Source organism: Frigoribacterium salinisoli (genome assembly GCF_054781095.1).
Map to the genome: position 1 here is coordinate 479,682 of NZ_BAAGVB010000001.1, position 23,117 is coordinate 502,798.

General features: G+C 76.0%; 25 protein-coding genes. 9 read left to right on the forward strand and 16 right to left on the reverse strand.

Annotated features, from left to right (window positions below; all coding sequences use genetic code 11):
• Positions 1 to 42 precede the first annotated feature (42 nt).
• The 3 genes from ACYVHQ_RS02285 to ACYVHQ_RS02295 all read right to left on the reverse strand — a co-directional run bounded on the left by ACYVHQ_RS02285 (position 43) and on the right by ACYVHQ_RS02295 (position 2,635).
• Positions 43 to 1,014 (reverse strand): 1-phosphofructokinase family hexose kinase, encoded by a 972-nt coding sequence (locus ACYVHQ_RS02285; protein WP_460510511.1) that lies wholly within the window; start codon positions 1,012 to 1,014, stop codon positions 43 to 45.
• Positions 1,011 to 1,832, reverse strand: coding sequence for a DeoR/GlpR family DNA-binding transcription regulator (locus ACYVHQ_RS02290; protein ID WP_460510512.1), 822 nt, complete (start codon positions 1,830 to 1,832; stop codon positions 1,011 to 1,013). The genes ACYVHQ_RS02285 and ACYVHQ_RS02290 overlap by 4 nt, the downstream gene beginning before the upstream one ends.
• A gap of 107 nt (positions 1,833 to 1,939) precedes the next feature.
• On the reverse strand, positions 1,940 to 2,635 hold the full coding sequence (locus tag ACYVHQ_RS02295; protein ID WP_460510513.1) for a YoaK family protein: 696 nt from the start codon (positions 2,633 to 2,635) through the stop codon (positions 1,940 to 1,942).
• A 119-nt stretch (positions 2,636 to 2,754) separates the two neighbouring features.
• Here ACYVHQ_RS02295 and ACYVHQ_RS02300 point away from each other — a divergent pair, with 119 nt between their 5' ends.
• Positions 2,755 to 3,258 carry a 2-oxo-4-hydroxy-4-carboxy-5-ureidoimidazoline decarboxylase gene (locus ACYVHQ_RS02300; RefSeq protein ID WP_460510514.1) on the forward strand — a complete coding sequence of 168 codons (504 nt, stop codon included), beginning with the start codon at positions 2,755 to 2,757 and terminating at the stop codon, positions 3,256 to 3,258.
• Positions 3,259 to 3,280: 22 nt separating this feature from the next.
• On the opposite strand, the gene ACYVHQ_RS02305 is transcribed toward ACYVHQ_RS02300, so the two are convergent.
• The 8 genes from ACYVHQ_RS02305 to ACYVHQ_RS02340 all read right to left on the reverse strand — a co-directional run bounded on the left by ACYVHQ_RS02305 (position 3,281) and on the right by ACYVHQ_RS02340 (position 10,319).
• Positions 3,281 to 4,033 (reverse strand): class I SAM-dependent methyltransferase, encoded by a 753-nt coding sequence (locus tag ACYVHQ_RS02305; RefSeq protein ID WP_460510515.1) that lies wholly within the window; start codon positions 4,031 to 4,033, stop codon positions 3,281 to 3,283.
• A 66-nt stretch (positions 4,034 to 4,099) separates the two neighbouring features.
• Complete coding sequence (locus ACYVHQ_RS02310) at positions 4,100 to 4,660, reverse strand: hypothetical protein (RefSeq protein WP_460510516.1); 561 nt, start codon at positions 4,658 to 4,660, stop codon at positions 4,100 to 4,102.
• Positions 4,661 to 4,727: 67 nt separating this feature from the next.
• A complete protein-coding gene (locus ACYVHQ_RS02315; RefSeq protein WP_460510517.1) occupies positions 4,728 to 4,874 on the reverse strand; it encodes a hypothetical protein in 147 nt (48 codons plus the stop codon).
• Between the two features lie 157 nt (positions 4,875 to 5,031).
• The gene (locus ACYVHQ_RS02320; protein WP_460510518.1) at positions 5,032 to 5,562 is read right to left on the reverse strand and encodes a MarR family winged helix-turn-helix transcriptional regulator; all 531 of its coding nucleotides are present in this window, start codon (positions 5,560 to 5,562) and stop codon (positions 5,032 to 5,034) included.
• A gap of 455 nt (positions 5,563 to 6,017) precedes the next feature.
• Complete coding sequence (locus ACYVHQ_RS02325; protein ID WP_460510519.1) at positions 6,018 to 7,202, reverse strand: glycosyltransferase; 1,185 nt, start codon at positions 7,200 to 7,202, stop codon at positions 6,018 to 6,020.
• A gap of 39 nt (positions 7,203 to 7,241) precedes the next feature.
• Positions 7,242 to 8,135, reverse strand: a complete 894-nt coding sequence (locus ACYVHQ_RS02330) for a patatin-like phospholipase family protein (protein ID WP_460510520.1) — start codon at positions 8,133 to 8,135, stop codon at positions 7,242 to 7,244.
• A gap of 103 nt (positions 8,136 to 8,238) precedes the next feature.
• Positions 8,239 to 9,294: an MBL fold metallo-hydrolase gene (locus tag ACYVHQ_RS02335; RefSeq protein ID WP_460510521.1), complete on the reverse strand. Its 1,056-nt coding sequence runs from the start codon at positions 9,292 to 9,294 to the stop codon at positions 8,239 to 8,241.
• On the reverse strand, positions 9,291 to 10,319 hold the full coding sequence (locus ACYVHQ_RS02340) for an NADPH:quinone reductase (protein ID WP_460510522.1): 1,029 nt from the start codon (positions 10,317 to 10,319) through the stop codon (positions 9,291 to 9,293). Before ACYVHQ_RS02340 ends, ACYVHQ_RS02335 begins: the two co-directional genes overlap by 4 nt.
• Before the next feature lie 38 nt (positions 10,320 to 10,357).
• Here ACYVHQ_RS02340 and ACYVHQ_RS02345 point away from each other — a divergent pair, with 38 nt between their 5' ends.
• The gene (locus tag ACYVHQ_RS02345; protein ID WP_460510523.1) at positions 10,358 to 10,759 is read left to right on the forward strand and encodes a hypothetical protein; all 402 of its coding nucleotides are present in this window, start codon (positions 10,358 to 10,360) and stop codon (positions 10,757 to 10,759) included.
• Positions 10,760 to 10,851: 92 nt separating this feature from the next.
• Here the strand turns inward: ACYVHQ_RS02345 and ACYVHQ_RS02350 are convergent, their stop codons facing one another.
• A complete protein-coding gene (locus ACYVHQ_RS02350; RefSeq protein ID WP_460510524.1) occupies positions 10,852 to 12,252 on the reverse strand; it encodes a GntP family permease in 1,401 nt (466 codons plus the stop codon).
• 81 nt (positions 12,253 to 12,333) lie between these two features.
• Here ACYVHQ_RS02350 and ACYVHQ_RS02355 point away from each other — a divergent pair, with 81 nt between their 5' ends.
• From ACYVHQ_RS02355 to ACYVHQ_RS02370, 4 genes are all read left to right on the forward strand, one after another.
• Positions 12,334 to 12,738 (forward strand): DoxX family protein, encoded by a 405-nt coding sequence (locus ACYVHQ_RS02355; protein ID WP_460510525.1) that lies wholly within the window; start codon positions 12,334 to 12,336, stop codon positions 12,736 to 12,738.
• A gap of 81 nt (positions 12,739 to 12,819) precedes the next feature.
• Positions 12,820 to 14,544 (forward strand): carboxyltransferase domain-containing protein, encoded by a 1,725-nt coding sequence (locus ACYVHQ_RS02360; RefSeq protein ID WP_460510526.1) that lies wholly within the window; start codon positions 12,820 to 12,822, stop codon positions 14,542 to 14,544.
• Positions 14,541 to 15,977, forward strand: coding sequence for an ATP-binding protein (locus ACYVHQ_RS02365; RefSeq protein WP_460510527.1), 1,437 nt, complete (start codon positions 14,541 to 14,543; stop codon positions 15,975 to 15,977). The genes ACYVHQ_RS02360 and ACYVHQ_RS02365 overlap by 4 nt, the downstream gene beginning before the upstream one ends.
• 55 nt (positions 15,978 to 16,032) lie before the next feature.
• Entirely contained in the window at positions 16,033 to 17,502 is a 1,470-nt protein-coding gene (locus tag ACYVHQ_RS02370; protein WP_460510528.1) for an NCS2 family permease, read from the forward strand.
• Here the strand turns inward: ACYVHQ_RS02370 and ACYVHQ_RS02375 are convergent.
• The 4 genes from ACYVHQ_RS02375 to ACYVHQ_RS02390 form a co-directional block, all read right to left on the reverse strand.
• Positions 17,463 to 18,353, reverse strand: a complete 891-nt coding sequence (locus ACYVHQ_RS02375) for an EI24 domain-containing protein (RefSeq protein WP_460510529.1) — start codon at positions 18,351 to 18,353, stop codon at positions 17,463 to 17,465. The two genes, ACYVHQ_RS02370 and ACYVHQ_RS02375, sit on opposite strands and share 40 nt — an antisense overlap.
• Before the next feature lie 125 nt (positions 18,354 to 18,478).
• Complete coding sequence (locus ACYVHQ_RS02380; RefSeq protein ID WP_460510530.1) at positions 18,479 to 19,024, reverse strand: YbhB/YbcL family Raf kinase inhibitor-like protein; 546 nt, start codon at positions 19,022 to 19,024, stop codon at positions 18,479 to 18,481.
• The gene (locus ACYVHQ_RS02385) at positions 19,021 to 19,890 is read right to left on the reverse strand and encodes an aldo/keto reductase (RefSeq protein WP_460510531.1); all 870 of its coding nucleotides are present in this window, start codon (positions 19,888 to 19,890) and stop codon (positions 19,021 to 19,023) included. Before ACYVHQ_RS02385 ends, ACYVHQ_RS02380 begins: the two co-directional genes overlap by 4 nt.
• Before the next feature lie 49 nt (positions 19,891 to 19,939).
• A complete protein-coding gene (locus ACYVHQ_RS02390) occupies positions 19,940 to 20,911 on the reverse strand; it encodes an aldo/keto reductase (RefSeq protein WP_460510532.1) in 972 nt (323 codons plus the stop codon).
• A 126-nt stretch (positions 20,912 to 21,037) separates the two neighbouring features.
• Between ACYVHQ_RS02390 and ACYVHQ_RS02395 the strand changes: the two genes are divergently transcribed.
• The 3 genes from ACYVHQ_RS02395 to ACYVHQ_RS02405 all read left to right on the forward strand — a co-directional run bounded on the left by ACYVHQ_RS02395 (position 21,038) and on the right by ACYVHQ_RS02405 (position 22,891).
• Positions 21,038 to 21,451, forward strand: a complete 414-nt coding sequence (locus ACYVHQ_RS02395) for a PEP/pyruvate-binding domain-containing protein (RefSeq protein WP_460510533.1) — start codon at positions 21,038 to 21,040, stop codon at positions 21,449 to 21,451.
• A 75-nt stretch (positions 21,452 to 21,526) separates the two neighbouring features.
• On the forward strand, positions 21,527 to 21,919 hold the full coding sequence (locus ACYVHQ_RS02400; protein ID WP_460510534.1) for a TIGR02611 family protein: 393 nt from the start codon (positions 21,527 to 21,529) through the stop codon (positions 21,917 to 21,919).
• Positions 21,920 to 21,964: 45 nt separating this feature from the next.
• On the forward strand, positions 21,965 to 22,891 hold the full coding sequence (locus ACYVHQ_RS02405; RefSeq protein WP_460510535.1) for a DnaJ domain-containing protein: 927 nt from the start codon (positions 21,965 to 21,967) through the stop codon (positions 22,889 to 22,891).
• Positions 22,892 to 23,117: the final 226 nt, after the last annotated feature.

Genomic DNA, 23,117 nt, shown 5'->3' on the forward strand with positions numbered 1-23,117 from the left:
CTGGTGCAGGAGGCGGTGGCGATGCGGGGAAGGACGGGCGCGTCAGGCGGCGGCCGGCGGCACCGGCACGTCGACGCGGACCACGGAGACGTGGTCGGGGCGGGTCTGGTCGAGGGCGGGGACGACGCTGCCGGGCAGCGCCGCGGCGGCCGCGCCGGAGGCGACGGCCTGGGCGAGGCGGTCCGCGGGGGCGGCGCCGCTCGTCTCGGCGAGCAGGTAGCCGGCGAGCGACGAGTCGCCGGCGCCGACGGTGCTGAGGGGCGTGATGCGGGGAGCGGCGGCGGCCCAGGAGCCCTCGTCGGTGACGAGCACGGCGCCCGACCCGCCGAGGGTCAGCAGGACCGCCCGGACGCCGCGGGACAGCAGCTGCCGCGCGGCCGTCGCGGCGAGGGCGTGGTCGGCCTCGAAGGCGGCGGGGTCGCCACCGACGACCTCGGCGAGCTCCTCCGCGTTGGGCTTGACGAGGTCGATCGCCACGTCGGCGTCGAGCAGGGCCGCGAAGGGGTGACCGGACGAGTCCACGGCGACGCGCGGGGCGGACGCGCCCAGCTGCTCCTGCACCGCCCGGACGAGCACGGCGAGCTGGTCGTCCGGCAGGCCCGGGGGCAGCGAGCCGGCGAGCACGAGCCAGTCGGCGCCCGCCGACTGCTCGACGACCAGGGCGGTGAGGGCGTCGGCGTGGGCGGACAGGTCGGGACCGGGCTCGTTGACCTTGGTGGTCGTCCCCGAGGGCTCGGTGAGGGTCACGTTGGCCCGCAGGCGGGCCACGATCGGCAGGTTCACGGCCGGCACGCCGCGCTCGCGGAGGGCCACGAGGACGGGGTCGTCGAGCGCGCCGGGCAGCACGGCGACGGTCGCGCCCCCCGAGGCGGCGACGGCGCGCGAGACGTTGACGCCCTTGCCGCCGGGCTCGTCGGTGGTGCGGACGGACCTCTGCACGGCCCCGACGGCGAGCGGGGCCGCGAGCTCGATGGTGCGGTCGAGCGACGGGTTGGCGGTGACGGTGACGATCACGCGGGGCCTCCTGAGGGGGCGTCGGACGGGTCGGCGACGAGGACCTCGACGCCGTCGGCCTCGAGGGCCTCGGCGAGGTCGGCCGGGGGAGCGAGGTCGGTGACGATCGTGTCGACCTCGGCGAGGCGGGCGAAGCGCACGAGCGCCTCCTCGCCGTGCTTGGTCGCGTCGACGACGACGACCGAGCGGCGCGCGGCCCGGACGAGGGCGGCCTTGACGGCGCCCTCGAGCTCGTCGGGGGTGGAGAGCCCGAACCCTGCGCTGAGGCCGTTGGTGCCGACGAAGGCGATGTCGGGGCGGAGCCCGCCGAGCTGCTCGACCGTCGAGGTGCCGACGGCGGCGCTCGTCACGCCCCGCACCCGGCCGCCCAGCAGGTGCAGGTCGACGTGCGGGCTGTGCTGCAGGAGGGCCGCGATGGGGACCGCGTTGGTCACCACCGTGAGCACGCCCCCCGGTGCCGCGGGCCGCCAGGAGGCGAGCTCGGCGGCCAGCGCAGCGGTGGTGGTCCCGGCGTCGAGCGCCACGGAGCCGGTGAAGGTCGGGGGCACGAGCCGGGCGGCGAGGCGGGCCACGGCGAGCTTGCCGGGCGTGTGCCGGCGGGAGCGTTCGTCGACCGACAGCTCGCTCACGCTGCTGCGACCCGGCGCGACGGCGCCGCCGTGGACGCGCTGCAGGTGGCCCGCCTGTTCCAGGGCGTCGAGGTCGCGACGGACGGTCTCGGTGGTGACGTCGAAGCTGCCGGCGAGCTCGGCCACGACGACGCGGCCCCGCTCGCGGAGCGTGGAGAGGATGGCGTCGTGCCGCTCCGTCGCGTACATGGGACCTCCGCGTCACCTGTGCCGGTCTTCGTTCACCTGCGCTCGTCTGCGCTGTCGACGATGCTAGGCGCCGAGCACGACGAAAGCAACACGATCGCAGATGTCCGTCAGCTGTCGCTCGAAGGCGCCCGACGCTCCCGCAGCAGGTGGCCGGCGAGCGCGACGAGCAGCGTGAGCCCGCCCGCGACCGCCATGCCCAGGCCCACGTGCACCTGCAGCAGGAGGGCGCCGACGCCCGCGCCCGCGAGGATCAGCAGCACGGCGAGCACCCGTCGGGGTGCGCGCACCCCGGTGCCGCCGGCGAGGCGCGAGTCGGCGGCGAGCCCCACGATCGTCGACGTCACGACGACGGTCGTCACGTCGGCGACGGCGATGCGGCGCGCGGTGGCCGCCTGCAGGCCCATGGCCGCGCCGAGCAGCCCCGTCACGGTGAAGGCCCACGGCGTGCCCTCCTGGGGTCGCCAGGCGACGCTCGCGGCCCCCAGGGCTACAAGGACCGTGCCGGTCACGGCGAAGGCGACCGTGTGCCTGCCGGACCAGCCCGGTCGGGCCGTGCGGAGCGTCCTGCCGCCCGCCACGGCCCCGACCAGGAACGTGCCCAGGGCGAGCAGCGGACCCGCCACGGGGAGGTCCTCCGCCTGGGCGAGCGCCATGCCGAGGATCACGACGTTGCCCGTCATGTTGGCCGTGAAGACGCGGTCGAGGCCGAGGTAGCCCACGGCGTCGACGACGCCCGTCGTGAAGGTGAGGGCGAGCATGAGCACGAGCTGCGTGCGGGCGGGGTCGGTGCGGAGGCGGGTCACGAGATCCTCGGTGTCGTGCGGGCGCGCAGGAGGCGCGGCGGTGGTCGACCGCCCTGGGAGTCTGGCAGTGCCGTCCGCCTCCGCGGCCCGCGGCTGAGCCGGGGTGGCAGGCTGGCCGCATGACCGACCTCCCCGCCGACGACCTCCGAGCCCGCCTGACGACAGTCCTCCCCGTCGGGCGCTGGGTCGACGACGTCGTGGCCGGTGGGCCCTACGCGACCGCCGACGACCTCTGCGGGGCGGCGGAGGCCGCGGCCGCCACCCTCACCGCCGCCGAGGTGGACGAGGTGCTGGCGCACCGACCTCCCGTCGACGTCTCGTGGAGCGAGGCGCTGGTCGACGAAGGGGACGCCGACCGCACGGGACGCGCGCTCACCGAGGGCGCCGCCACCTACGAGGCACGTTTCGGCCGGACCTTCGTCGTGCGCGGGGCCGGGCGCGACCGGCAGGAGGTCCTCGACGAGCTCGACCGTCGCCTCAAGCAGGACGAGGCGGCCGAGCTGGGCGACGTCGCCCGTGAGCTCGGCGAGATCGCCACCGTGCGCCTCCGGGCGATGGTCGCGGCGGACAGCGTCGAGGCGCGGGTCGCACGTGCCGGGGAGGGCTCGGGCGTCGTCGCCTAGGCCTCCGCGTGCCGCCCGGCCGTCAGGGCCGGCGGCGAGCCCGGACGACGGTGTCGTGAGCGGTGCCGGTCCGGGAGCCCGGGCCGGAGCGCTCGTGGCTCCGCTCGGGTCGAGGGCGTTCCGTGGCGACCTCGATCGTCCAGGAGGCCGGGTCGAGCGCGGCCACCACGTCGTCGGGGCCGAAGAGGAGCTCGGCGTGCTCGACCGACCGGAGGCCCGTCGTGACGTCCGCGGGGGAGTGGCCGACCACGAGCAGGGTGCCGCCGGGGGCCACGGCGGAGGCCAGGTGGCGGAACGTCGTCGCGCGCCGCGCGGGAGCTTCGTGCAGGAAGTGCGCCGTCACGAGGTCCGCGGAGGCGGTCGCCGGCGACCAGTCGCCGACGTCGACCCGGTGCCAGGTCGTGCGCCCCGCGACGCGGGGGTCGGCGGCGGCCGCGGCGGCCGCCCGCGCGAGCGCGACCCGGCTCAGGTCGAGGCCCGTGACCTGCCAGCCCCTCCGGGCGAGCCACAGTGCGTCGGCGCCCTCGCCGCAGCCGACGTCGAGGGCGCGGCCGGGAGCGAGGCCCTCGGCCTCGGCGACGAGGGTCGCGTTGGGCGCGCCGCTCCAGAGGCGCCCCGGTGCCGACGCGTGCTCCCGCGAGGCGTACCGGGCGTCCCAGTCGGCGGCGCCCCAGGAGGCGGGGTCCGACGTCGGGGCGGACGTCGGCGTCGACGGGTCCGGCTGGTCGGTCGCGTGCGGGTGCGGGTGCGGGTGGGGCTGCTCGAGGTCGGTCACGAGGGCGACCCTAGGTGCGGCCGGCGCTCACGGCCCAGCGGTGTTGCCGAGGTGGCAAGGGCGTCGTCAACCGGTGGCGTCCGTGAGGGCCGCCACGACCTCCTGCGCCTCGGGCCACCAGCGCGTGTAGTGGTCGGGGTCGGCGTTGACCTGGACGGCGTGGGCCGCCTCGGTGGGGGCCAGGGACTTCCAGTCGGGCAGGGAGACGAGGCGCTCGAAGAAGTGCAGCGCAGCGGTGTACGGGTCCATGCGCTCCGCGTAGGTGCCCCACTGGCCGTTGTCGCGCTGCTGGAACAGCCCCCGCGAGTCGGGTCCCACCTCGTCACCGTGGTCGACGTTGACGAGGCTCGACTCGCCCATGGCGGTCATGACCCCGATGGCCTGGGTGTGCTCGCCGATGCCCAGCGACCGTGCGGCCCGCACGACCTGCGCGGCGTTGACCAGGCGGTCCTGGCAGTAGCCCGCCACGGGGCCGGCGGGGACGGAGATGTCGCCCACGAGCACGGGGTCGACCTCCGGGCAGGCCGGTGGTGGCGTGACGTCGCCGGTCGGGGCGCACCCGGTGACGAGGGCGAGGAACAGGCAGGCCGCGACCGCTCGGAGCACGGGACGGGTTCGTCGGGTCACGCCGAGAGGGTACGGGGCTCCGGCTGTCGAACGGGTCCGTGCCAGCTGGGCGACCGCCGTGGACCGGTCAGGCGGAGATCCGCTCCACCGTGCGCGTGGTGAACGGGTCGACGTCGACGACCTCGGCCGTGACGTCGAAGCGGGTCCTCAGCATCGACACGAGGTCCTCGTGACGGAGGCCGGCCAGCGGGCTGGTGGAGTGGTGCGCGTGCATGATTCGACTCGTTCCTGACGACCCTGCGCCGCCTGAGGAGAACCCGGACAGTCACCGCCGTGAACCGGTGACGTGGTCCATGATGCCGCATGTTCCCTAGTCGCTCTAACTAGATCGAGTCCCGGTGCGCAAAGTGGACACGCCTCGCGGGTCGCCGTCAGTGGGTCGGCGTGGCTGCTCCTGCGTCGTCCTCGTGCTCGACGGCCGCCGCCATCTCCCGGAGGAAGCCCACGACGGCGGCGGCCTCGTCGGCGGAGAGGTGCTCCGCGGCGACGATCATCCGCGCGTGCATGCCCGCGAGGGTCGCGCGGACCTCGGTGTCGGACTCGCCCGTGGCCGTGAGCAGGACGGCGCGACGGTCGTGCGGGTCGGCGTGCCGGAGCAGGTGGCCGCTCTTGACGAGTCGTGCGATGAGGACCGACGTCGACGCGGTGGTGATCTTCAGGTGCGTCGCGAGGTCCTTCGCGCTGACCGGGAGCCCTCTCCGCTGGGACTGCATGAGGTACCGGATCGCCTGGAGGTCGGTCTCGCCCATCTTCATGGAGGTCCGCGTGCGCTTCCGCATCTCGCTCTCGGCGGCGCGGTAGCGACGGAGGGCGTTCAGCACCTCGACGCCGCGCTCCTCGTTCGTGGCCTCGTACCAGTACCCGGAGGCGTCGAAGTCCGCGAGCGGCTGTTGCATGGTCATCACCCGATCATAGCCAGCTAGGCCGTCTAGGTAGAGGGTCTAGCGAATATCGATGTTGACCTGGGATTTTATCAAGCTCGCCGTGGCGCGGCAACCAAGGCGGACCGGGGTTGACGACCAGCGCCCGCGGTGGTGGTCTGGTCGAGCACACGTCCTCGACGACGCGTGCGCGGCACCCCTCCAGGTCCGTCCGGAGCTTCCACGGCAGGCGGCCCGACCGGGAGGGTGCCGCTCTCCCGCACCGCCGGGACGAGCGGAGCCGCACCTCCGGGCAGGAGGTGCGGCCCCTGGTCGGCGCGGTGCCGCACGAGCTTCACGGGCAGGGGTGCGGCGCCGGTCCGACGGTCGTCGGCGCGCGAGCGCGACCGACCGGGACGACGTTACCCGCCCGAGCGGCCTCCGCCGTGCACCGCGGTCACGCCGGTGCCCGGTGCGGCGTCGCGCGACGACCCGCGTCAGCGTGCCGAGAGGGCCCGGCGGTACGTGGCCTCGAGCGCCCGCGCGGACCGGCTCCAGGGGCGGGCGAGCGCGTGCTCCCTCGCGGCCGTCGCGGTGACCGCCGCGAGGTCGGCGTCGTCGAGGTACGCGCCGATCGCGGCACCCCAGGTCTCCGGGTCGCGATCGCCGACGATCGTCCCGGTCGCGCCGTGCACGACGGCCTCGCGCAGTCCGCCGGCGTCGGCGGCGACCACGGGAGTGCCGGAGGCGGCCGCCTCGAGCGCGACGAGCCCGTAGGTCTCGCTGTGGCTGGGCACGACCACGACCGACGCGCCACGGAGGAGCTCGGCGAGGCCCCGTCGGCTGCGCGGGCCCACGAAGGTCACCTCGTCGGCCAGGCCCAGCTCGTCGGCGAGGCGGTGGAGCTCGGCCTCGTAGTCGGCGTGCTCGCTGGAGGCGCCCCCGGCGACGACGAGCCGCGGTCGGACGCCCGCGGGCACGGCGGCCACGGCACGGAGCGCGAGGTCGGGGCCCTTGAGGGGCTCGAGACGGCCGGCCACCAGGACGAACGGCGGACTGTCGCGCGGCCCCGGGCGGAAGACGTCGGCGTCCACCCCGGGCGGGACGACGACGACGCGCTCCGCGGCGCCCCGGAGGCGCTCGGAGACCGTCGCCGCCTCGGCCTCGCTCACGGCGACGACGACGTCCGCCTCGCGCGCGAGACGTGCCTCGCCGGCCAGCCTGCCCGCCGACTCGGGACGCTCGCCGTGCGACAGCGGCGTCGACGGGTCGGCGGCGATCGAGTGGTAGCTCTGCAGGTAGGGCACGCCGAGATCGCGGGCGACGGGCAGCGCGGCGACGCCGGAGAACCAGTGGTGCCCGTGCACGACGTCCCACGGACCGAGCTCGCGCATCGTGGCCGTGAACTCCGCGGTGAACTCCTCGTGGCGGCCCTTGGGGACGACCTCGGCGGGTCCGGCGTCGAGGACGCGCAGGACCACGCCCGGGGCGAGCTCGGACACGGCGGGCTGGTCGGGCGAGGAGCGACGGGTGAGCACCTCGACGTCGTGGCCCAGGGCGCCGAGGGCGGCGGCCTGGTGACGGACGACGACGTTCATGCCGCCCGCGTCGCCGCTGCCGGGGTCCGCCCCGGGAGAGGTGTGCAGCGAGACGAGCGCGAGGCGCAGGGGACCGGAGGACACCACGGGAGCCTACCGGCCCCCGGACGCCGGCCCGGCCCCTCAGGCGGCGCCGCGGCCGTCCTGCCAGAAGGCGCGGACGGCGTCGACGACGTCCTCCGCCTGCCGTCGCCCGGCCTCGGCGGACGGCCGCCGGGACGCCACGGAGAGCGACTGCCCGCCGAAGGCGGCGAGGCTCGCCGCGTCGGCCTCGACGACGTGCACGGCCTTCCCCGCCGCGCGGCGGGCGGCGACGACCTGCGGCAGGGTCGGACCCAGGGGCGAGGCGGGCAGTTCGGGGCCGCAGGAGAGCACGAGGACCCTCTCGGCCGCGTCGGCGACGTCGGCGTTCGTGCCGCTGCGCACGCCGCCGTCCATGGTGGCGGCACCGTCGACCTCGACCGTCGGCCAGACGAGCGGCACCGAGCAGCTGGCGGCGACGGCGACGTGCAGCGGCACGCCCGAGTCGCGGGTGAGGACGCGGAAGGCGCCGGTCGTCGCGTCGACCGCGCAGACGGCCAGGTCGCGCTCGGGCCAGGCGGCCTCGGCGCCGAAGCGGGCGCGCATGGCGGTGACCAGCTCGGGCTCGGGGCCGGTGAGCGGCACCTGCCGGGCGAGCGCGCCCAGGCGGGCCCGCGCCTCCTGGTCGTCGGCGGCGCCCGCGAGCACCGTCGCGACCCGCGCCTCCAGGCCGGCGGCGTCGATCGTGCCCTCGGGCGTGCCCTCCGCCGGCTCGAGCTGCTCGCGGTAGCCCTCCTCGACGAGCCCCCGGCGGAGGACGGTGCCGACGACGGAGCCCGCCGAGGTGCCCACCACGAGGTCGGCGTCGTCGAGCGGGACGCCGAGCTCCAGGAGCCGGGAGAGCAGGCCCACCTCCCAGGCGATGCCCGCGATGCCACCACCGCCGAGGACGAGCGCGGTGCGGACGGGGGCGGTGGCGGTGGCGGGTGCGGTCACGGGGTCTCCTCGAGGGTCGGTGGTCGTGGTCCTCCCGCACGCTACGACGCCCGACCGAGAGGCTCCCAGCCGTCGTCGAGGACGTCACCCGTCGCGGACGGCGTCAGGCGGCGGCGTCGTGCAGCTCGTCGTCGCGGCCGAGGTGCGCGACGTGCCACGCCGTCTGGGCGAGCGCGGAGCCGAGCGTCGCGCCGTGCAGGGCGTCGAACCCGCCGGTCCAGGGCAGGTGGCTGGCCAGCTCCCAGACGGTCGGTGCGGTGGCCCCTCGCCGCCCGCCGAGGGCGTCGAGGGCACGCGCCGCGGCGTCGTCGCGGGCGAGGCGGTGCGCCGAGAGCGCCTCGGACCGCTCGCGCAGGCCCCGGAAGCGGTAGCCGTGACCGGGGGCGACCTCGATCGAGCCGTCGTCGAGGTCGGCGACGCGCCCCAGGGAGGCCAGCACGTCCGAGACGGGATCGCCGGGCCCGGGGCCGCCGAGGCCGATCCCGGGGTTCACGTGCGGCAGCACGTGGTCGCCCGTGAGCACGAGCGCGCCCTCGGGGTCGACGAGGCAGAGGTGCCCTGCCGTGTGCCCGGGCGTCCAGGTGCAGCGCACCGCGCGGCCGGGCAGCGGCAGGAGGTCGCCGTCGCCCAGGAGGAGGTCCGGCACGACGCTCGTCACCGCGCTGCCCACGGCCCAGGAGTCGCGCAGGGCCGGCAGCTCGCCCGTGGGGACGCCCCAGCGGGCGAGGTCCGCCTCGGCGGTGGCCCGACGGCCGGGCAGCCAGCGGTCCGCCTCGGCGTCGAGGGCGTGCACCGCCACGCGGGCCCCCGTGGCCCGCCGGACGGCCTCCGCCGCACCGAGGTGGTCGGCGTGCAGGTGCGTCGCCACGACGAGCCCGACGTCGGCCAGGTCGTGCCCCGTCGCGGCCACGGCCGCCCGCAGGCGCCCGACGGCGTCGCCCTCTCCCCAGCCGGGGTCGACGAGCGCGAGCTCGCCCCCGTCGCCCTCCAGCAGGTAGGCGAGCGTGGCGTCGAGCGGTCGCTCGCCGACCGGGAGCGCGAGCGACCAGGTCCGCTCCCCGACCCGCTCGGGCGCGGGCAGCACGCTCCGGGCGAGCGCCTCGGCCTGGTGGGCGCTGGTCGGGCGAGGAGGCGACGCTCCCGCCGCGTCCTCGCTCACTCCCGGCCGACCCGGACCAGCACCTTGCCGACGGCGCCGGCCTCGACGGCGTCGTGCGCCTCGGCCGTCCGCTCGAGCGGGTACTCGTGCAGCGGCAGCCCGGTCGCCTCACCGACCTCGAGGGCGCCGTCGCGCACGGCGGCGGTCACGTCCTCGACGGCGGCGCGGAGGGCCGCGTCGCCGACGGTGTAGAGCAGCACGAACTGGTAGCGCGTGTTGGTGGTCATGTTCGCGCGCAGGTCGAGGGTCGCGCGGTCGTCACCGTCGTTCGCGTAGATCGCGACCGCGGCCCTGTGCGCCACGACCTGCTGGTCGACGGCCGCGTTCTGCGAGAGCGAGACCTCGACGACGACGTCGACGCCGTCCGGTGCCAGCTCGCGGACGACCGCCGCGACGTCCTGCTCGCGGTAGTTCACCACGTGGTGCGCGCCGGCCGCCCGGGCCAGGGCGGCCTTCTCGTCGCTGCTCACCGTCGTGAGGACGGTCGCGCCGGCCCACCTCGCCAGCTGGATCGCGGCGTGCCCGACGGCGCCCGCGCCTCCTGCCACCAGCACGGTGGTGCCGGCGAGGGCGCCCGGCTCCAGCCGCGAGGGGCCGTCCTCGCGGACGGTGAGCGCGCGGTGGGCGGTCATGGCGGGCACGCCCAGGCTCGCGCCCAGCTCCATCGACGCGCCGTCCGGCAGGGGGACGACGCGCTCGGCGGGCAGGACCGTGTGCTCCTGCGCGGTGCCGGTGGGGCGCTGGTGGGCGGAGAGGTAGGTCCAGACCCGGTCGCCGACGGCGAGCCCCGGGACGCCCTCGCCGACCGCGTCGACGACGCCGGCGCCGTCCTGGTCGGGCGTGACCTCGGGGAACGGCAGCGCGCCGCCCGGGCCCTCGCCGGAACGCGACTTCCAGTCGGTGGGGTTGACCCCGCTCAGCACGACGCGCACGCGCACCTCGCCCGGCCCGGGCTCGGGCAGGTCGCGGTCGACGAGGTGCAGCACGCTGGAGGGTCCGGTCTCGGTGTGGACGATCGACTTCATGCCGCCCAGTCTGCGCCTCGGCGCACTAGCGTGACGGGGTGCAGCCCCGCTTCCGCCTGGACGGCGTCGACCTCGGCCTGGACCTCCGCGCCTGCCTCGTGACCCTCACGGCCGACGGCGTCCTCGACGCGGTCGTGGTCGCGGGCACGCGCCCCGCCGACGGGGGACCGCCGCCCGTGCTGCGCTGTCGCGCCCTGCCCGTCGGCTTCGACGGCACCTCCCTCGGCGCCGAGCTGGACGACGACGTCGCCGTGCTGCACGACGTCGGCCTCGACCTCGGAGACGCCGACGAGCCCCTGGCCGAGCTCACGGCGGACCTCACGATCTCCGCCGGCGACCACCTGCGGGTCACGGGCACCGTCCGCCTGCCCGACGGTCGCGACGCCCCGCTCGACGTCGCCCTCGCCTTCGGCGCGCCGCGCAGGAGGCCCGCCGTCTGACCGGCGGGCGGGTCCGGCCGCCGCGGTGGCAGGCCGCCGCGGTGGCAGGCCGACGCGGTGTCCGGCCGGGGCGGCGGCAGGCCGCCGTGGTGTCAGGCCAGCGACGCCAGCCCGAACACGACGCTCGCGATGCCGAAGCCCATGAGGCCGATGGTCGTCTCCATGACGGTCCACGTCTTCAGCGTCGTCTTGACGTCCATGTCGAAGAACCGGCCGACGAGCCAGAAGCCCGAGTCGTTGACGTGGCTGGCGACGACGGAGCCGCCCGCCACCGCGACGACCAGCGCCGCCACCTGGAGGGCGCCGAGGTCGGCGGCGAGGACCGCCGGCGAGATGAGGCCCGCGGCCGTCGTGAGCGCCACCGTCGCCGAGCCCTGCGCGATGCGCAGGATCGCCGCGATGAGGAACCCGGCCAGGACGAGGGGGATCCCGAGGTCGCCCAGGACGTCGGCCAGGGCGTCGCCGATCCCGCTCGCCCGCAGGACGCCGCCGAACATGCCGCCCGCGCCCGTGATGAGGATCACCGAGGCGACCGGGCCCAGGGCCGACTCCAACGTGCTCTCGAGCGCCGACTTCTCGATCCCGCGTCGGCGGCCGAGGACGACGGCTGCGACCAGCAGCGAGATCAGCAGGGCCACCGGCGTCTCGCCCAGGGTGCGCAGGACCTGGAACCAGGTCTGGTCGGCCAGCCCGTCGCCGAACGCCCCGGACTGCGCCGCCGTGTTGAGGCCCGTGTTGAGGAAGATGAGGACCAGCGGCAGCAGGAGGACCGCCACGACCGTGCCGAAGCGCGGCGGGTCCGACTCGGCCCGCTCGTCCGCCTTGCCCAGCAGCTCCGGGACGGGCAGCACGAACTTCTTGCCGGCCCACAGCCCGTAGAGGTACGACGTGACGAACCAGGTGGGGATCGCCGCCAGGAGGCCGACGAGGATCACGACGCCCACGTTCGCCTCGAAGAAGGTCGACGCGGCGACCGGCCCCGGGTGCGGCGGCACGAAGATGTGCATGACCGAGAAGGCGCCGGCCGCGGGCAGGCCGTAGCGCAGCACCCCGCCGCCCAGGCGACGCGCCACCGAGAACACGATGGGCAGCATGACGACGAGCCCCGCGTCGAAGAAGATCGGGAACCCGAAGACCAGCGAGGCCACGCCCAGCGCCAGGGGGGCACGGCGCTCGCCGAACGCACCGATGAGCGTGTCCGCCAGGGCCTTCGCCCCGCCGCTCGTCTCCACCAGGCGGCCCAGCATCGCCCCGAGGCCCACCAGCAGGGCCACGGCCCCGAGGGTCGAGCCGAAGCTGCCCGACAGCACCGTCACGATCTGCGACGTGGGGATCCCCGTCGCGAACGCCGTGACCAGGCTGATGAGGATCAGCGCCACGAACGCGTGCACGCGCAGCTTGATGATGAGGAACAGCAGGACGAGGATCGCACCCGCGGCGATCAGGAGGAGCGGACCGGCCGTGAGGCTCTGCGTCCAACCTTCGACGGTCATGGGGTTCTCCTTCGAACGGTGGTGGGCCCCCACCGTACCGTCCGGCCCCGCCCCGGGCCGCGGGAGGGGGAGGATGGCCCCATGACCCGAGCCCGCCGCACGCCCCGCCCCGCCCGCGCCGCACGCACGGCCACCGCCCTCGCCGTCGTGCTCGGCGCCTCCGGCCTGCTCCACCTCGCCGTGCCCGCCACCTACGACGCCGTCGTGCCCCGCTCCCTGCCCGGCCGCCCCCGCCCCTGGACCCTCGCCTCCGGCGTGGCCGAGCTCGTCGTCGCGGCGGCGCTCGCCGTGCCCGGCACCCGGCGCACGGGCGGGGCGCTCGCCGCGGCCCTGTTCGTCGCCGTGTTCCCGGCCAACGTCTCGATGGCCCTCCGGGCCCTCCGCAGCGACCGGGCGGGCACGCGTCGTCGGGTGGTCACGGTCGCCCGCCTGCCGCTGCAGGTGCCCCTCGTGACGGCCGCGCTCGGGGTGCGGCGCGGCTCCTGAGGCCCCCGGCCGCGCGCGGGACGGGCGGACCGGCCGCACCGCCTCCGGGCCGTGCGCAGGTGCGTCGGCCATGATCGGACGATGACCGACGCCGCGCAGACCCCTCCCGGCGCCCCGCGCGACGACGCCCCGCTGCGGTTCCTGCCGCTCGGGACCGACGGCGTGCTGGTCGAGGCCGCGGGCCCGCACGAGGCCCTCGCCCTCTTCTCGACGCTCGTGGCCGAGCCCCTCGGCGGCGTCACCGACGTCGTGCCGGGGGAGCGCACGGTCGCCCTGAGGTTCCTCGACTCGCTGCTCACCGCGGAGACCCTCGTGACCGTCGTGCGCAGGACGCGCGTCCGGCACGACCCCGCCCGCGACGGCCGCCTCGTGGTGCTGCCCGTCGAGCACGACACCGCCGTGCTCGAGCGGGTCGCCGAGGCCGCGGCCAGCGAGCCCGACGCCCTGCTCGCCCGCCACCTGGGCACCACCTACGCCGTCGCGACCACGAGCGACGAGCCGGGGACGGCCCACCTGCTCTGCACCGACCCCCTGCTCACGGGCCTCCCCGCGCCCGACGGCGACGCCGTGGCGGACGCGGACGACGAGGGGGCCGACGGCCGTGGCACGGTCGCGGTCGTCGACGGCCACCTCGTCGTGCGTCCGGGCGCCCCGCACCCCGGCGACGTCGTCCTCGCCCGCACCGACGTGGCGCTCTGGGACCTCCGGCGGCGCGTGCCCGCCGCCCTCCAGCCCGGCATGCGCGTCCGGTTCGTCGAGGCCGACGACGCCGCGGCCCTCGCCGACGCGCGCGACCGCGGCGAGACCGTCGTCGAGGACGACGTCGTCGTCGGCGCCGACGAGCCGCCCACCCGGGGCGGCCTGCGCGTCGTGCACCCGGGCGGGCACGCCCTCGTCGAGGACCTCGGTCGCCCGGGCCGCTCGAGCCTCGGCGTCTCGCGCTCGGGCGGCATGGACCACCGCGCGGTGCGCGAGGCCGACCGTCTCGTCGGCATGACCTCGGGCGCCGCGGTGCTCGAGCTCGCCGGCGGCGGCTTCGAGGCCGTCGCCGAGGGCGACCACGTCGTCGCCCTCGCCGGCGCCCCGGTCCCGGTCGTCGTGCGCACGCCCTCGGGGCGGCGCCATGAGGAGGTGGGAGCGCCCTTCGCGCTCGACGACGGCGACGTGCTCAGCGTGGGGGAGCCGCCGAGCGGCGTCTGGACCTGCCTCGCCGTGCGGGGCGGGCTGGCCGTGCCCGCGGTCCTGGAGAGCGCGTCGGGGGACCTGCGGACCGGGACGGGACCCGGCCTCCTGGGACCGGGCGACCTGGTGCCCGTCGGCACGGCCTGGGCCGAGGCCGTCGCCGCGCCCGCGGTCGACGCCCAGCGCTCGGTGCCCTCGGCCGACGGCGTCACCGTGGTCGACGTCGTGCTCGGGCCCCGTCACGACCTCGTCGAGCCCGCCTCGCTCGAAGCCCTCGTCGACGAGGCGTGGCGCGTCGCGCCCGGCTCGGACCGGACGGGACTGCGCCTCGGCGGCCCGACGACCCTCGTGACGACGTGCTCGGCCGTCCTGCCGCGCGAGCCGCTGGTGCCCGGCGGGGTCGAGGTCGCTGCCGACGGCACCCTCGTCGTCGCCATGTCCGACCACCCCGTGACCGTCTCGCGCCCGGTGGTGGCGGTCGTGGTCGCCGGCCAGCTCGACCGCATCGCGCAGGTGCCGGTCGGCGGTCGGGTGCGCTTCCGCGTCGTGCCGGGGCCGGTCCTCGACGGCCGCCGTGAGGTCGCGGTCGACCGGGACCTCGACGAGCGCGGGAGCGAGCAGTGAGGCGCGTCCTGGTGGCGGCGCGCGGCCTCGCCGCGGTGCGCGTCGTCGAGGCGTGCGCCGACCACGGCGTCGAGTCCGTCGCGGTCTGGTCGCCGGAGGACGTCGACGCGCGCCACGCGCAGCTCGCGACGAGCGCGTGGTCCCTGCCCGTCGGCGAGCCCGGCCAGGGCCGTGACCCGTACCTCGACCTCGACGCGCTCCTCGACGTCGCCGCCCGCGCCGGGGCCGACGCCTTCCACCCGGGCACGGGCGCCCTCGCCGAGAGCCCCGAGGCGGCGCGGCGTGTCGCCGACGCCGGCCTCACCTGGATCGGCGCCGATCCCGGCACGCTCGAGCTGCTGGGCGACGAGCTCGCCGCCCGCGGCGTCGCGGAGGAGGCCGGCGTGCCGCTCGTCGTCGCGTCGAGCGGAGCCGTCGCGACCTCGGCGCAGGTCGTCGCGTTCGCGCAGCGGCACGGACTGCCCGTCGCGCTCAAGGCCGCCTCGGGCACGGGCACCACGGGGCTCCGGGTCGTCCGTCGCCTGGACGAGATCGGCGACCTCCTCGAGGCCGTCGTCCAGGAGGGCGTGCGCTCGACCGGGCGGGGGGAGTGCCTCGTCGAGCAGTACCTCGACCGACCGCGGCACGTCGAGGTGCAGCTCGTCGGCGACGCCTCGGGCGAGGTGGTCGTGCTGGGCACCCGCGAGGCGAGCGTCCAGCGCCGGCACCGCCCCCTCGTCGTCGAGGCGCCCGCGCCGTCCCTCACCCCGGAGCAGCAGCAGGCGATCACCGCGGGGGCGCGCGACGTGGCCGTCGCGGCCGGCCTGCGCGGGCTCTGCACCGTGGAGTTCCTCGTGGCCCAGTCCGGAGTCGCGTCGTTCCTCGAGGCGTCGCCGTGCCTCACCGACCGCGGTGCGGCCACCGAGCACGCCACGGGCGTGGACCTCGTCCGTCAGCAGCTGCTCGTCGCCGACGGCCAGCCGCTCGACGTCGACGCCACGCCCCACGTCGACCGCTGCGCGATCGACTGGCTCGTCGTGGCGGAGGACCCCGGCCGCGGCTTCGTCCCGGCACCCGCGCGCCTCGAACGGCTCGAGGCGCCCGGCGGACACGGCGTGCGCACCGATCTCGCGGTCGCCCAGGGCGGCCTGTTGCCTCGCGGTCGGGAGGGCGAGGTGATGCGCTGCGTCGTCTCCGGTCGCGACCGGCAGGAGGCCCTCCGGCGGTCGCGCCGCGCGCTCGCCTCGGCCGTCGTCACGGGCCCCACGACCGTGCTGCCCTTCCACCGCCTCCTCGTCGACGATCCGGCCTTCGTGGGCGACGAGGACGGGCACCGCGTGCACACGAGGTGGGTCGAGTGGGAGTGCGACGGGCTCGACGCCCTGGCCCGACCGACCCCGTGGCCGGGCTGGTCGCCCGCCCTGCCCGCCGAGGGAGCGCCTCCGGCGTCGTAAGCTGGGAGTCCGCCCAGGATCTGGCGCCGGACCACCACCACCGCAGGAGTCGCCCATGAGATCGTCCGCGCCCACCGGCACCGCACCCTCCCGGGGCACCCTCGGCCGCGTCGACCGCTACTTCGAGATCTCGGCCCGGGGCTCGAACTGGTCGCGCGAGATCCGCGGCGGAGTCGTGACCTTCGTGACGATGGCCTACATCGTGATCCTGAACCCGTTGATCCTCGGCGGCTTCAGCGCCGACCAGGCGGCGCAGGACGTCACGGGCGGATGGCTGCAGAACGCGCAGGTCGGCGCCGTCACCGCGCTCACCGCGGGCGTCATGACGATCCTCTTCGGCGCCGTCGCGCGCCTGCCGTTCGCCTTCGCGGCCGGACTCGGCATCAACTCGTTCCTGGCCGTCACGGTCGTGCGCGACGTCACGTGGCCCGAGGCGATGGGCCTCGTCGTCATCAACGGGCTCATCATCACGATCCTCGCCGTGACCGGCCTGCGAGGCCTCATCTTCACGGCCGTGCCCGCGGCGCTGAAGACGGCCATCACGGTCGGCATCGGCCTCTTCATCGCCTTCATCGGCCTCGTCGACGCCGGGTTCGTCCGCACGAGCGGGCTGGCCTCGCCGCCGCTGCAGCTCGGTTCGGAGGGCTCGATCGCGACCCTGCCCACGATCACCTTCGTCATCGCGCTCGTCGTCATCGGCGTGCTCATGGCCCGGGGCGTGCGCGGTGCGATCTTCATCGGCATCGTCGCCTCGACGATCGTCGCGATCGCCCTGCAGGCGATCTTCCAGGTGCCGCCGTCCAACGGCCAGAACCTCGACGACTGGAACCTCAACGCCCCCGCGCTGCCCTCGCAGATCGTCTCGCTGCCCGACCTGTCGCTCGTCGGCGACGTCAGCTTCGGGGCCTTCGCGCGCATCGGCGTGCTCTCGGCCGTCATGCTCGTCTTCACCCTCGTCTTCACGAACTTCTTCGACGCGATGGGCACCATGACCGGCCTGGCGAAGGCCTCCGACCTCGCGGACGCGAAGGGCACCTTCCCGCGCCTGCGCTCCGCCCTCGTCGTCGAGGGCGTCGGCGCCATCGCCGGCGGCGCGACGAGCTCGTCGTCGAACACGGTCTTCGTCGAGTCGGCGTCGGGCATCGGCGAGGGAGCCCGCACGGGGTTCGCCTCGGTCGTCACGGGCGTGCTGTTCGTGCTCGCCATGTTCTTCACGCCGCTCACGCAGGTGGTGCCGCTCGAGGTCGCGGCGGCGGCGCTCGTCATCGTCGGGGCGCTCATGGTGTCGCAGATCAAGGACATCGAGTGGGGCTCGTTCTCGGTGGCCCTGCCCGTGTTCCTCACCATCGTCGTCATGCCGCTGACCTACTCGATCGCGAACGGCATCGGCGTCGGCTTCATCAGCTGGGTCGTCGTGCGGTCGCTGTCCGGGCACGCGCGCTCCGTCAGCCCGCTGCTCTGGGTCGTGGCGGCCGGCTTCGTCGTCTACTTCGTCCGCGGACCGCTCGAGCTGCTGCTCGGCTGAGGCCCGTCGGCGCGGGGGCCGATCACGTGCTGCCCGGCCGGAGGCCCGGCGTCCTCCCCGAGGGACGCCGCGGTGGCCGGGTCGTCCCGGAGGGCGTCCCGGGCGAGCAGGGTCGCCGCGACCACGGCGGCCGGCATGGCGACCACCGCTCCCAGGGGCACGAGGAACGCCAGGTACGTGGCCGTGCCCAGGCCGACGCTGCGCGCCCGGCGCACGGCGAGCATCCTGCGCCGTCGTCGCAGCGTCAGCCCGCGGGCGTCGAAGGCCCAGCCGGTCAGCTCGACGACGAGGAACCACCCGCCCGTGAGCGCGGCGACGACGGGCACCACGACCTGGCCCACCACGGGCAGGAACCCGGCCAGCGCGAGGGCGATCGCGAGCGGCACGGTCGCCGCGAGCACGCGGACGAGGTCGCCGAGGGCCCGGCCGAGGCCCCGCCAGAAGCCCTGCTCGACCTCGCCGACGACCCCGCCGTGCCGCTCCTCGGTGCGCCGGGCGATGCGCTCGTAGAAGGGGTCGCCGACCGCGAGCGTGGTGGCGGTGAAGGCCAGGACGGCGACCACGACGGCGGCTCCCGCGAGCACGAGCTGGGCGGCCCCGTCGACGACCGGCCCGAGCCAGGCCGGGCCGACGTCGAGGCGTGCCGTGAGGAGCGCCGCGACCTCGTCGACCCGGAGGGCCCAGATCACGAGCAGCGTGGCGAACACGGCACCGACGACGAGTGCGGGCAGGGCGCCCAGCAGCATGAGCCGGGGCGACGTGAGCCAGGTGCGCAGGCCGACGCCCAGCAGGGCCACGCCCGAGGCGAACTCGCGAGCGGCACCGGGGCGGGGCGGGGTCGTGGTCGTCACGCAGCCGAGGCTAGCGGCGCCGCGGGCGACCGGCCCGGCAGGAGGCACGGGAGGGCCCGCCGTCGGCCGCACGCAGCTCGGCCCCGCCCCCGTGCGTGCGGGGCGGGGCCGGGCGGTCGCCGCGGTCAGTCCTCGGCGGGCACCTCGTAGGTGGCCGTGAGGGTGGCCCTGGCCAGGGTGTGCCCGTGCATCGAGAAGCCGAGGAACGTCGGCGTCGAGTCGGCGTCGACCCCGATCTGCTCGACGTCGAGGGCGTGCACGCCCACGACGTAGCGGTGCGGCCCGTGACCGGCGGGCGGGGCCGCGCCGACGAAGCGGGCCAGGCCGGCGTCGCCACGGAGCCGGACCGCTCCCTCGGGCAGTGCCGCGCCGTCGTCGTCGCCCGCGCCGGAGGGCAGGGAGGTGGTTCCCGCGGGCAGGTCCGCGACGGCCCAGTGCCAGAACCCGGCGGTCGTGGGGGCGTCGGGGTCGTACATCGTCACGGCGAAGGACCTCGTGCCCTCGGGCGCCCCCGACCAGCGGAGCTGGGGGCTGACGTCGCCGCCTCCCGCGCCCATGAGGCCGCTCACCTGCGGCGACGCGAGCGTGCCGCCCTCGACGAGGTCGTCGCTCGTGAGCTCGAAGGCGGGCACGACGTCGATGGCGTCGTAGGGGTGCTCGGCGGCGCTCACGCGCGGTCCAGCCGTTCGATCTCGTCGGCGGCGAGCTTGATCGTCGCGGCGGTCACGGAGTCGAGGATCGTCTGCGGGCGGCGCGAGCCGGGGATCGGCACGACGACGTCGGACTTCGACAGCTCCCAGGCGAGCGCGACGACCTGCGGCGAGAGGCTGCGCGCGGCCGCGATCTCGGCGAAGGCGGCGTGCTCGTCGCCGAGGCCCCCGGCGCTGGAGATGCCGCCGAGCGGGCTCCACGGCAGGAAGGCGATGCCGAGCTCGTCGCAGAGGACGAGCTCCGCCTCGCTGGAGCGGAAGGCCGGGCTGTACTGGTTCTGGACGCTGGCCAGGCGGCCGCCGAGCACCTCGTTCGCCTCACGGATCTGGTCCGGGTCGGCGTTCGAGATGCCCGCCATGCGGATGACGCCCTCGTCGAGCAGCTCGGCGAGCGCGCCGACCGAGTCCGCGTAGGGGACGGCGGGGTCGGGCCGGTGGAACTGGTAGAGGCCGATCGCCTCGACGCCCAGTCGCTTCGCGGACGCCCTCGCGGCCTCCTTGAGGTACTCGGGCCGACCGTCCTGGGTCCACGCGTCGCTCGACGCGTCCGGGCGCAGGTGGCCGCCCTTCGTGGCCACGAGCACGTCGCTGGTGTCGCCCCCGAAGCTCGCGATGGCACGGGCCACGAGCTCCTCGTTGTGGCCGACCTCGTGGGTGCCGGGCTGGTGGTAGGCGTCGGCCGTGTCGACGAGCGTGACGCCGGCCTCGAGGGCGGCGTGGATGGTCGAGACGGCCTGGGCCTCGTCGGGGCGACCCTCGATCGAGAGCGGCATGGCTCCCAGGCCGATGGCGCTGACGGTGACGTCGCCGATGGTGCGTGTCCTCATGCGTGGTCCTCCAAGGAGAGAGTGCGGGGTTCGGGGGAGCGCGGGGTGGTCACCACGCGTAGTCCTCGGGCGCGGTGCGGTGCCCCGGGAAGATCTCGTCCAGGCGCGCGAGGGCGGTGTCGTCGAGCGTGAGGCCGACGGCCTTCACGGCCGACTCGAGCTGCTGCAGCGTGCGGGGGCCGGTGATGGGGCCCGTCACGCCCGGCTGGTGGAGCAGCCAGGCCAGGGCGACCTCGCCGGGGGCGTGGCCGGCCTCGCGGCAGAAGTCCTCGTAGGCGACGAGCTGGTCGCGGTGGTCCGCGACGTACTCGGCGCTGCGCCCCTCGAGGCGGCGGCGGCCCTCCTCGACCTTGTCGATGACGCCGCCGAGCAGTCCGCCCTGGAGCGGCGACCAGGGGATGACGCCGAGCCCGTACTCGCGCGCCGCGGGCAGCACCTCGCGCTCGACGTCGCGGACGATGAGGTTGTAGATGCTCTGCTCGCTCACGAGCCCGACGAAGTGCCGGGCCTTCGCGGCCTCCTGCGCCTGTGCGATGTGCCAGCCCGCGAAGTTCGAGCTGCCGGCGTAGAGGACCTTGCCCTGCTGCACGGCGACCTCGATCGCCTGCCAGATCTCGTCCCAGGGCGTGCCGCGGTCGACGTGGTGGAACTGGTAGAGGTCGATGTGGTCGGTCTGCAGCCGGCGCAGCGAGTCGTCGAGCTGGCGGCGGATGGCCAGGGCCGACAGCTTCGACTCGTTGGGCCAGTCGCCCATGTCGCCGTAGAGCTTCGTCGCGAGCACGGTGCGCTCGCGTCGTCCGCCGCCCTGGGCGAACCAGCGCCCGACGATCTTCTCGGTCACCCCCTCGCCCTTCTGCCAGCCGTAGACGTTGGCCGTGTCGAAGAAGTTGACGCCGAGCTCGTGGGCCCGGTCCATGATCGCGTGGGAGTCCTCCTCGGAGGTCTGCGGCCCGAAGTTCATCGTGCCCAGCACCGCCCGCGAGACGGACAGCCCCGTGCGTCCCAGATGTGCGTAGTCCATGGTCCGTGCCTAGTCCTCCCGAGGACGGCGTGCTCCCAGGAACCGCCCTGCGGACGCCCCGGCGCGGCGGGGCCGCGGGTGCGCACGGCAAGATGGGCTCGCCCCCGCCACGAGGACAGGACCGCCATGCCGCACGACCCGCTCGACGCCTCCGGCAGGGTGTTCTCCCGCGACCCGGTGCTCGGGACGGACGAGGTGGTGGTGACGGCCCGATGGGGCGAGGCGGTCCCGCACGGCCTCGCGAGCGGACCGCCCGACGTGGTCGTCGTCGACGCCGGTGGCAGCGTCCTGCACCGCGAGACGCACGAGAAGCGCACCGCCCACGTGCTCGACCTCGAGACGGACCTGCTCGTCGAGCACGACGTCAACGTCTTCCGACGACGGGCCGAGGTGCTCGACGACGAGGCCGTCCGACGGCTGGCCCGGGCGGCGCGCGAGGCGGAACGGACGGCAGGAGGCCCGGTCCAGGCCGACTGGACGCTGCGGGCCGGCGCGCTCGAGCTCCACGACGCGCGCCTCCTGCCCCTCGGCGAGGGCTGAGGGTCCGTGTCGGGTCCAGCGCCTTGGCAGCGGGCGCGGTGGACTCTGCCAGTCCTGCCCCCTAGGGTCGGCCGCATGAGCTCCTCGACCAGGCGCGGCCGCCTGAGGGACCGCTACGACCACCACCGGTCCCGTCTCGACGCGTTCCCCCGGCTCCGGACCGCCTACAAGCTGCTCGTGGCGGTCGTCGGCCTGGTCGTCGTCGTGGTCGGCCTGATCCTCGTGCCGCTGCCGGGGCCGGGCTGGCTCATCGTGTTCGTCGGGGTCGCGGTGCTCGGCACGGAGTTCCCCGCGGCGCACCGGGTCACCGAGTTCGTGCGTCGACAGGTGCGCCGGCTCCGCACACGGTGGCGTGCCTGGCGCGTCGCACGATCGGCCGCCCGTGCCGACGCCGCGCACGGGGCAGGCGGTCCCGCCCCCGCCCGGCCGTCCGCGCAGCCGGCGGCGAGCCGCGCGTCCCACCGCTGAGCGCGGTCCCGCGGCTCCCAGTCGGCCCCTCCTAAGATCGTCCGCGTGCCGCCCAGCCCCGCCTCCGCCACGCCCTACGAGGTGCTCGGCGTCCCGCCGCAGGCGAGCGACGACGAGCTGCGCCGGGCCTACCGCCGTCTCGCCCGCGAGGCCCACCCCGACCTGGGGGGCTCGGCGGGCGCGTTCCGGCGCCTGCAGCTCGCCTGGGAGCAGGTCGGCACGCCCGAGGCCAGGGCCCGTTACGACCGCGGCCGATCGTCGACGAGCAGCGGCACCTCGTCCGACGACGGGCCGGGCTGGCGTCCGCCGACGGCACGCCGCACCGACTCGAAGCCGCGCGCGCGCACGCACGGCCACCCTGGTGGGGCGAACCGGGAGCGGTACCTCGAGCTCATGCGCGAGTGGGTCGGCCGCGGCGTGCCGCTCGACGACCCCTACGACGACGCCCTGGTGCACCGTGCGCCGGCCGAGATCCGGCACGTGCTGGCCGACGCCCTCGCCGAGGAGGCGACGGTGGCGATCGTCAGCCAGCTGGGCCTCGGCTTCACGATCTGGAGCGACGTCGACGCGGGCGCCGAGGGCAAGCTCGACCACGTCGTGCTCGGCCCCTCCGGCCTCTACGCGGTGCAGTCGAGCGACTGGGGCACGGAGGTGGCGCTCTCGCGCGGCGAGCTCGTCGGACGCGGCCTCGCCCTCGACGAGCGCCCCGTGCGCGAGCTGAGCCGTCAGGCCCGTGCCGTGCGTCGGGAGACGCGGGTGCCGTTCACGCACCATCTCGTGGTGGTGCCCGACGACGACTTCCCGCCCGGCATCGAACAGGTCGGACGGGGGCGTTCGGGCGGCACGCACGTCCTGCGCCGCTCCCTGCTGGCGCACGTGCTGCACCACGGGCCGGGGCTCGACGACCGCACCAGCCCGACGGACGTCTTCGAGCTGCGCGCTCGCCTCCAGCAGTCCATCCGCTTCGTCTGAGACGGCCGCGAGGTCGACGTCGGCACCGGGCCGGGCGTCGGGCGTGCCCGGGAGGTGCGGGAGCCGGTCCGGCGTCGGGCTGCGGACCGACCCCCTGCACACCCGTTCGGAGCGCCCCGCCGATCGGACTGGTCGCCGCCGGTCGTGCCACGCTGGGACGGTCCGACCGAGGAGGCCCGACATGCCCGCACCGTCCCCCTTGTCCCGTCCCTGCTCCGGCGGGAAC

Coding starts and splice junctions, on each gene's coding strand:
- ACYVHQ_RS02290 (WP_460510512.1), bottom strand. CDS start 1,832: ATGTACGCGACGGAGCGGCACGACGCCATCCTCTCCACGCTCCGCGAG.
- ACYVHQ_RS02300 (WP_460510514.1), top strand. CDS start 2,755: ATGACCGACCTCCCCGCCGACGACCTCCGAGCCCGCCTGACGACAGTC.
- ACYVHQ_RS02315 (WP_460510517.1), bottom strand. CDS start 4,874: ATGCACGCGCACCACTCCACCAGCCCGCTGGCCGGCCTCCGTCACGAG.
- ACYVHQ_RS02320 (WP_460510518.1), bottom strand. CDS start 5,562: ATGACCATGCAACAGCCGCTCGCGGACTTCGACGCCTCCGGGTACTGG.
- ACYVHQ_RS02340 (WP_460510522.1), bottom strand. CDS start 10,319: ATGAAGTCGATCGTCCACACCGAGACCGGACCCTCCAGCGTGCTGCAC.
- ACYVHQ_RS02350 (WP_460510524.1), bottom strand. CDS start 12,252: ATGACCGTCGAAGGTTGGACGCAGAGCCTCACGGCCGGTCCGCTCCTC.
- ACYVHQ_RS02355 (WP_460510525.1), top strand. CDS start 12,334: ATGACCCGAGCCCGCCGCACGCCCCGCCCCGCCCGCGCCGCACGCACG.
- ACYVHQ_RS02360 (WP_460510526.1), top strand. CDS start 12,820: ATGACCGACGCCGCGCAGACCCCTCCCGGCGCCCCGCGCGACGACGCC.
- ACYVHQ_RS02370 (WP_460510528.1), top strand. CDS start 16,033: ATGAGATCGTCCGCGCCCACCGGCACCGCACCCTCCCGGGGCACCCTC.
- ACYVHQ_RS02385 (WP_460510531.1), bottom strand. CDS start 19,890: ATGAGGACACGCACCATCGGCGACGTCACCGTCAGCGCCATCGGCCTG.
- ACYVHQ_RS02390 (WP_460510532.1), bottom strand. CDS start 20,911: ATGGACTACGCACATCTGGGACGCACGGGGCTGTCCGTCTCGCGGGCG.
- ACYVHQ_RS02395 (WP_460510533.1), top strand. CDS start 21,038: ATGCCGCACGACCCGCTCGACGCCTCCGGCAGGGTGTTCTCCCGCGAC.
- ACYVHQ_RS02400 (WP_460510534.1), top strand. CDS start 21,527: ATGAGCTCCTCGACCAGGCGCGGCCGCCTGAGGGACCGCTACGACCAC.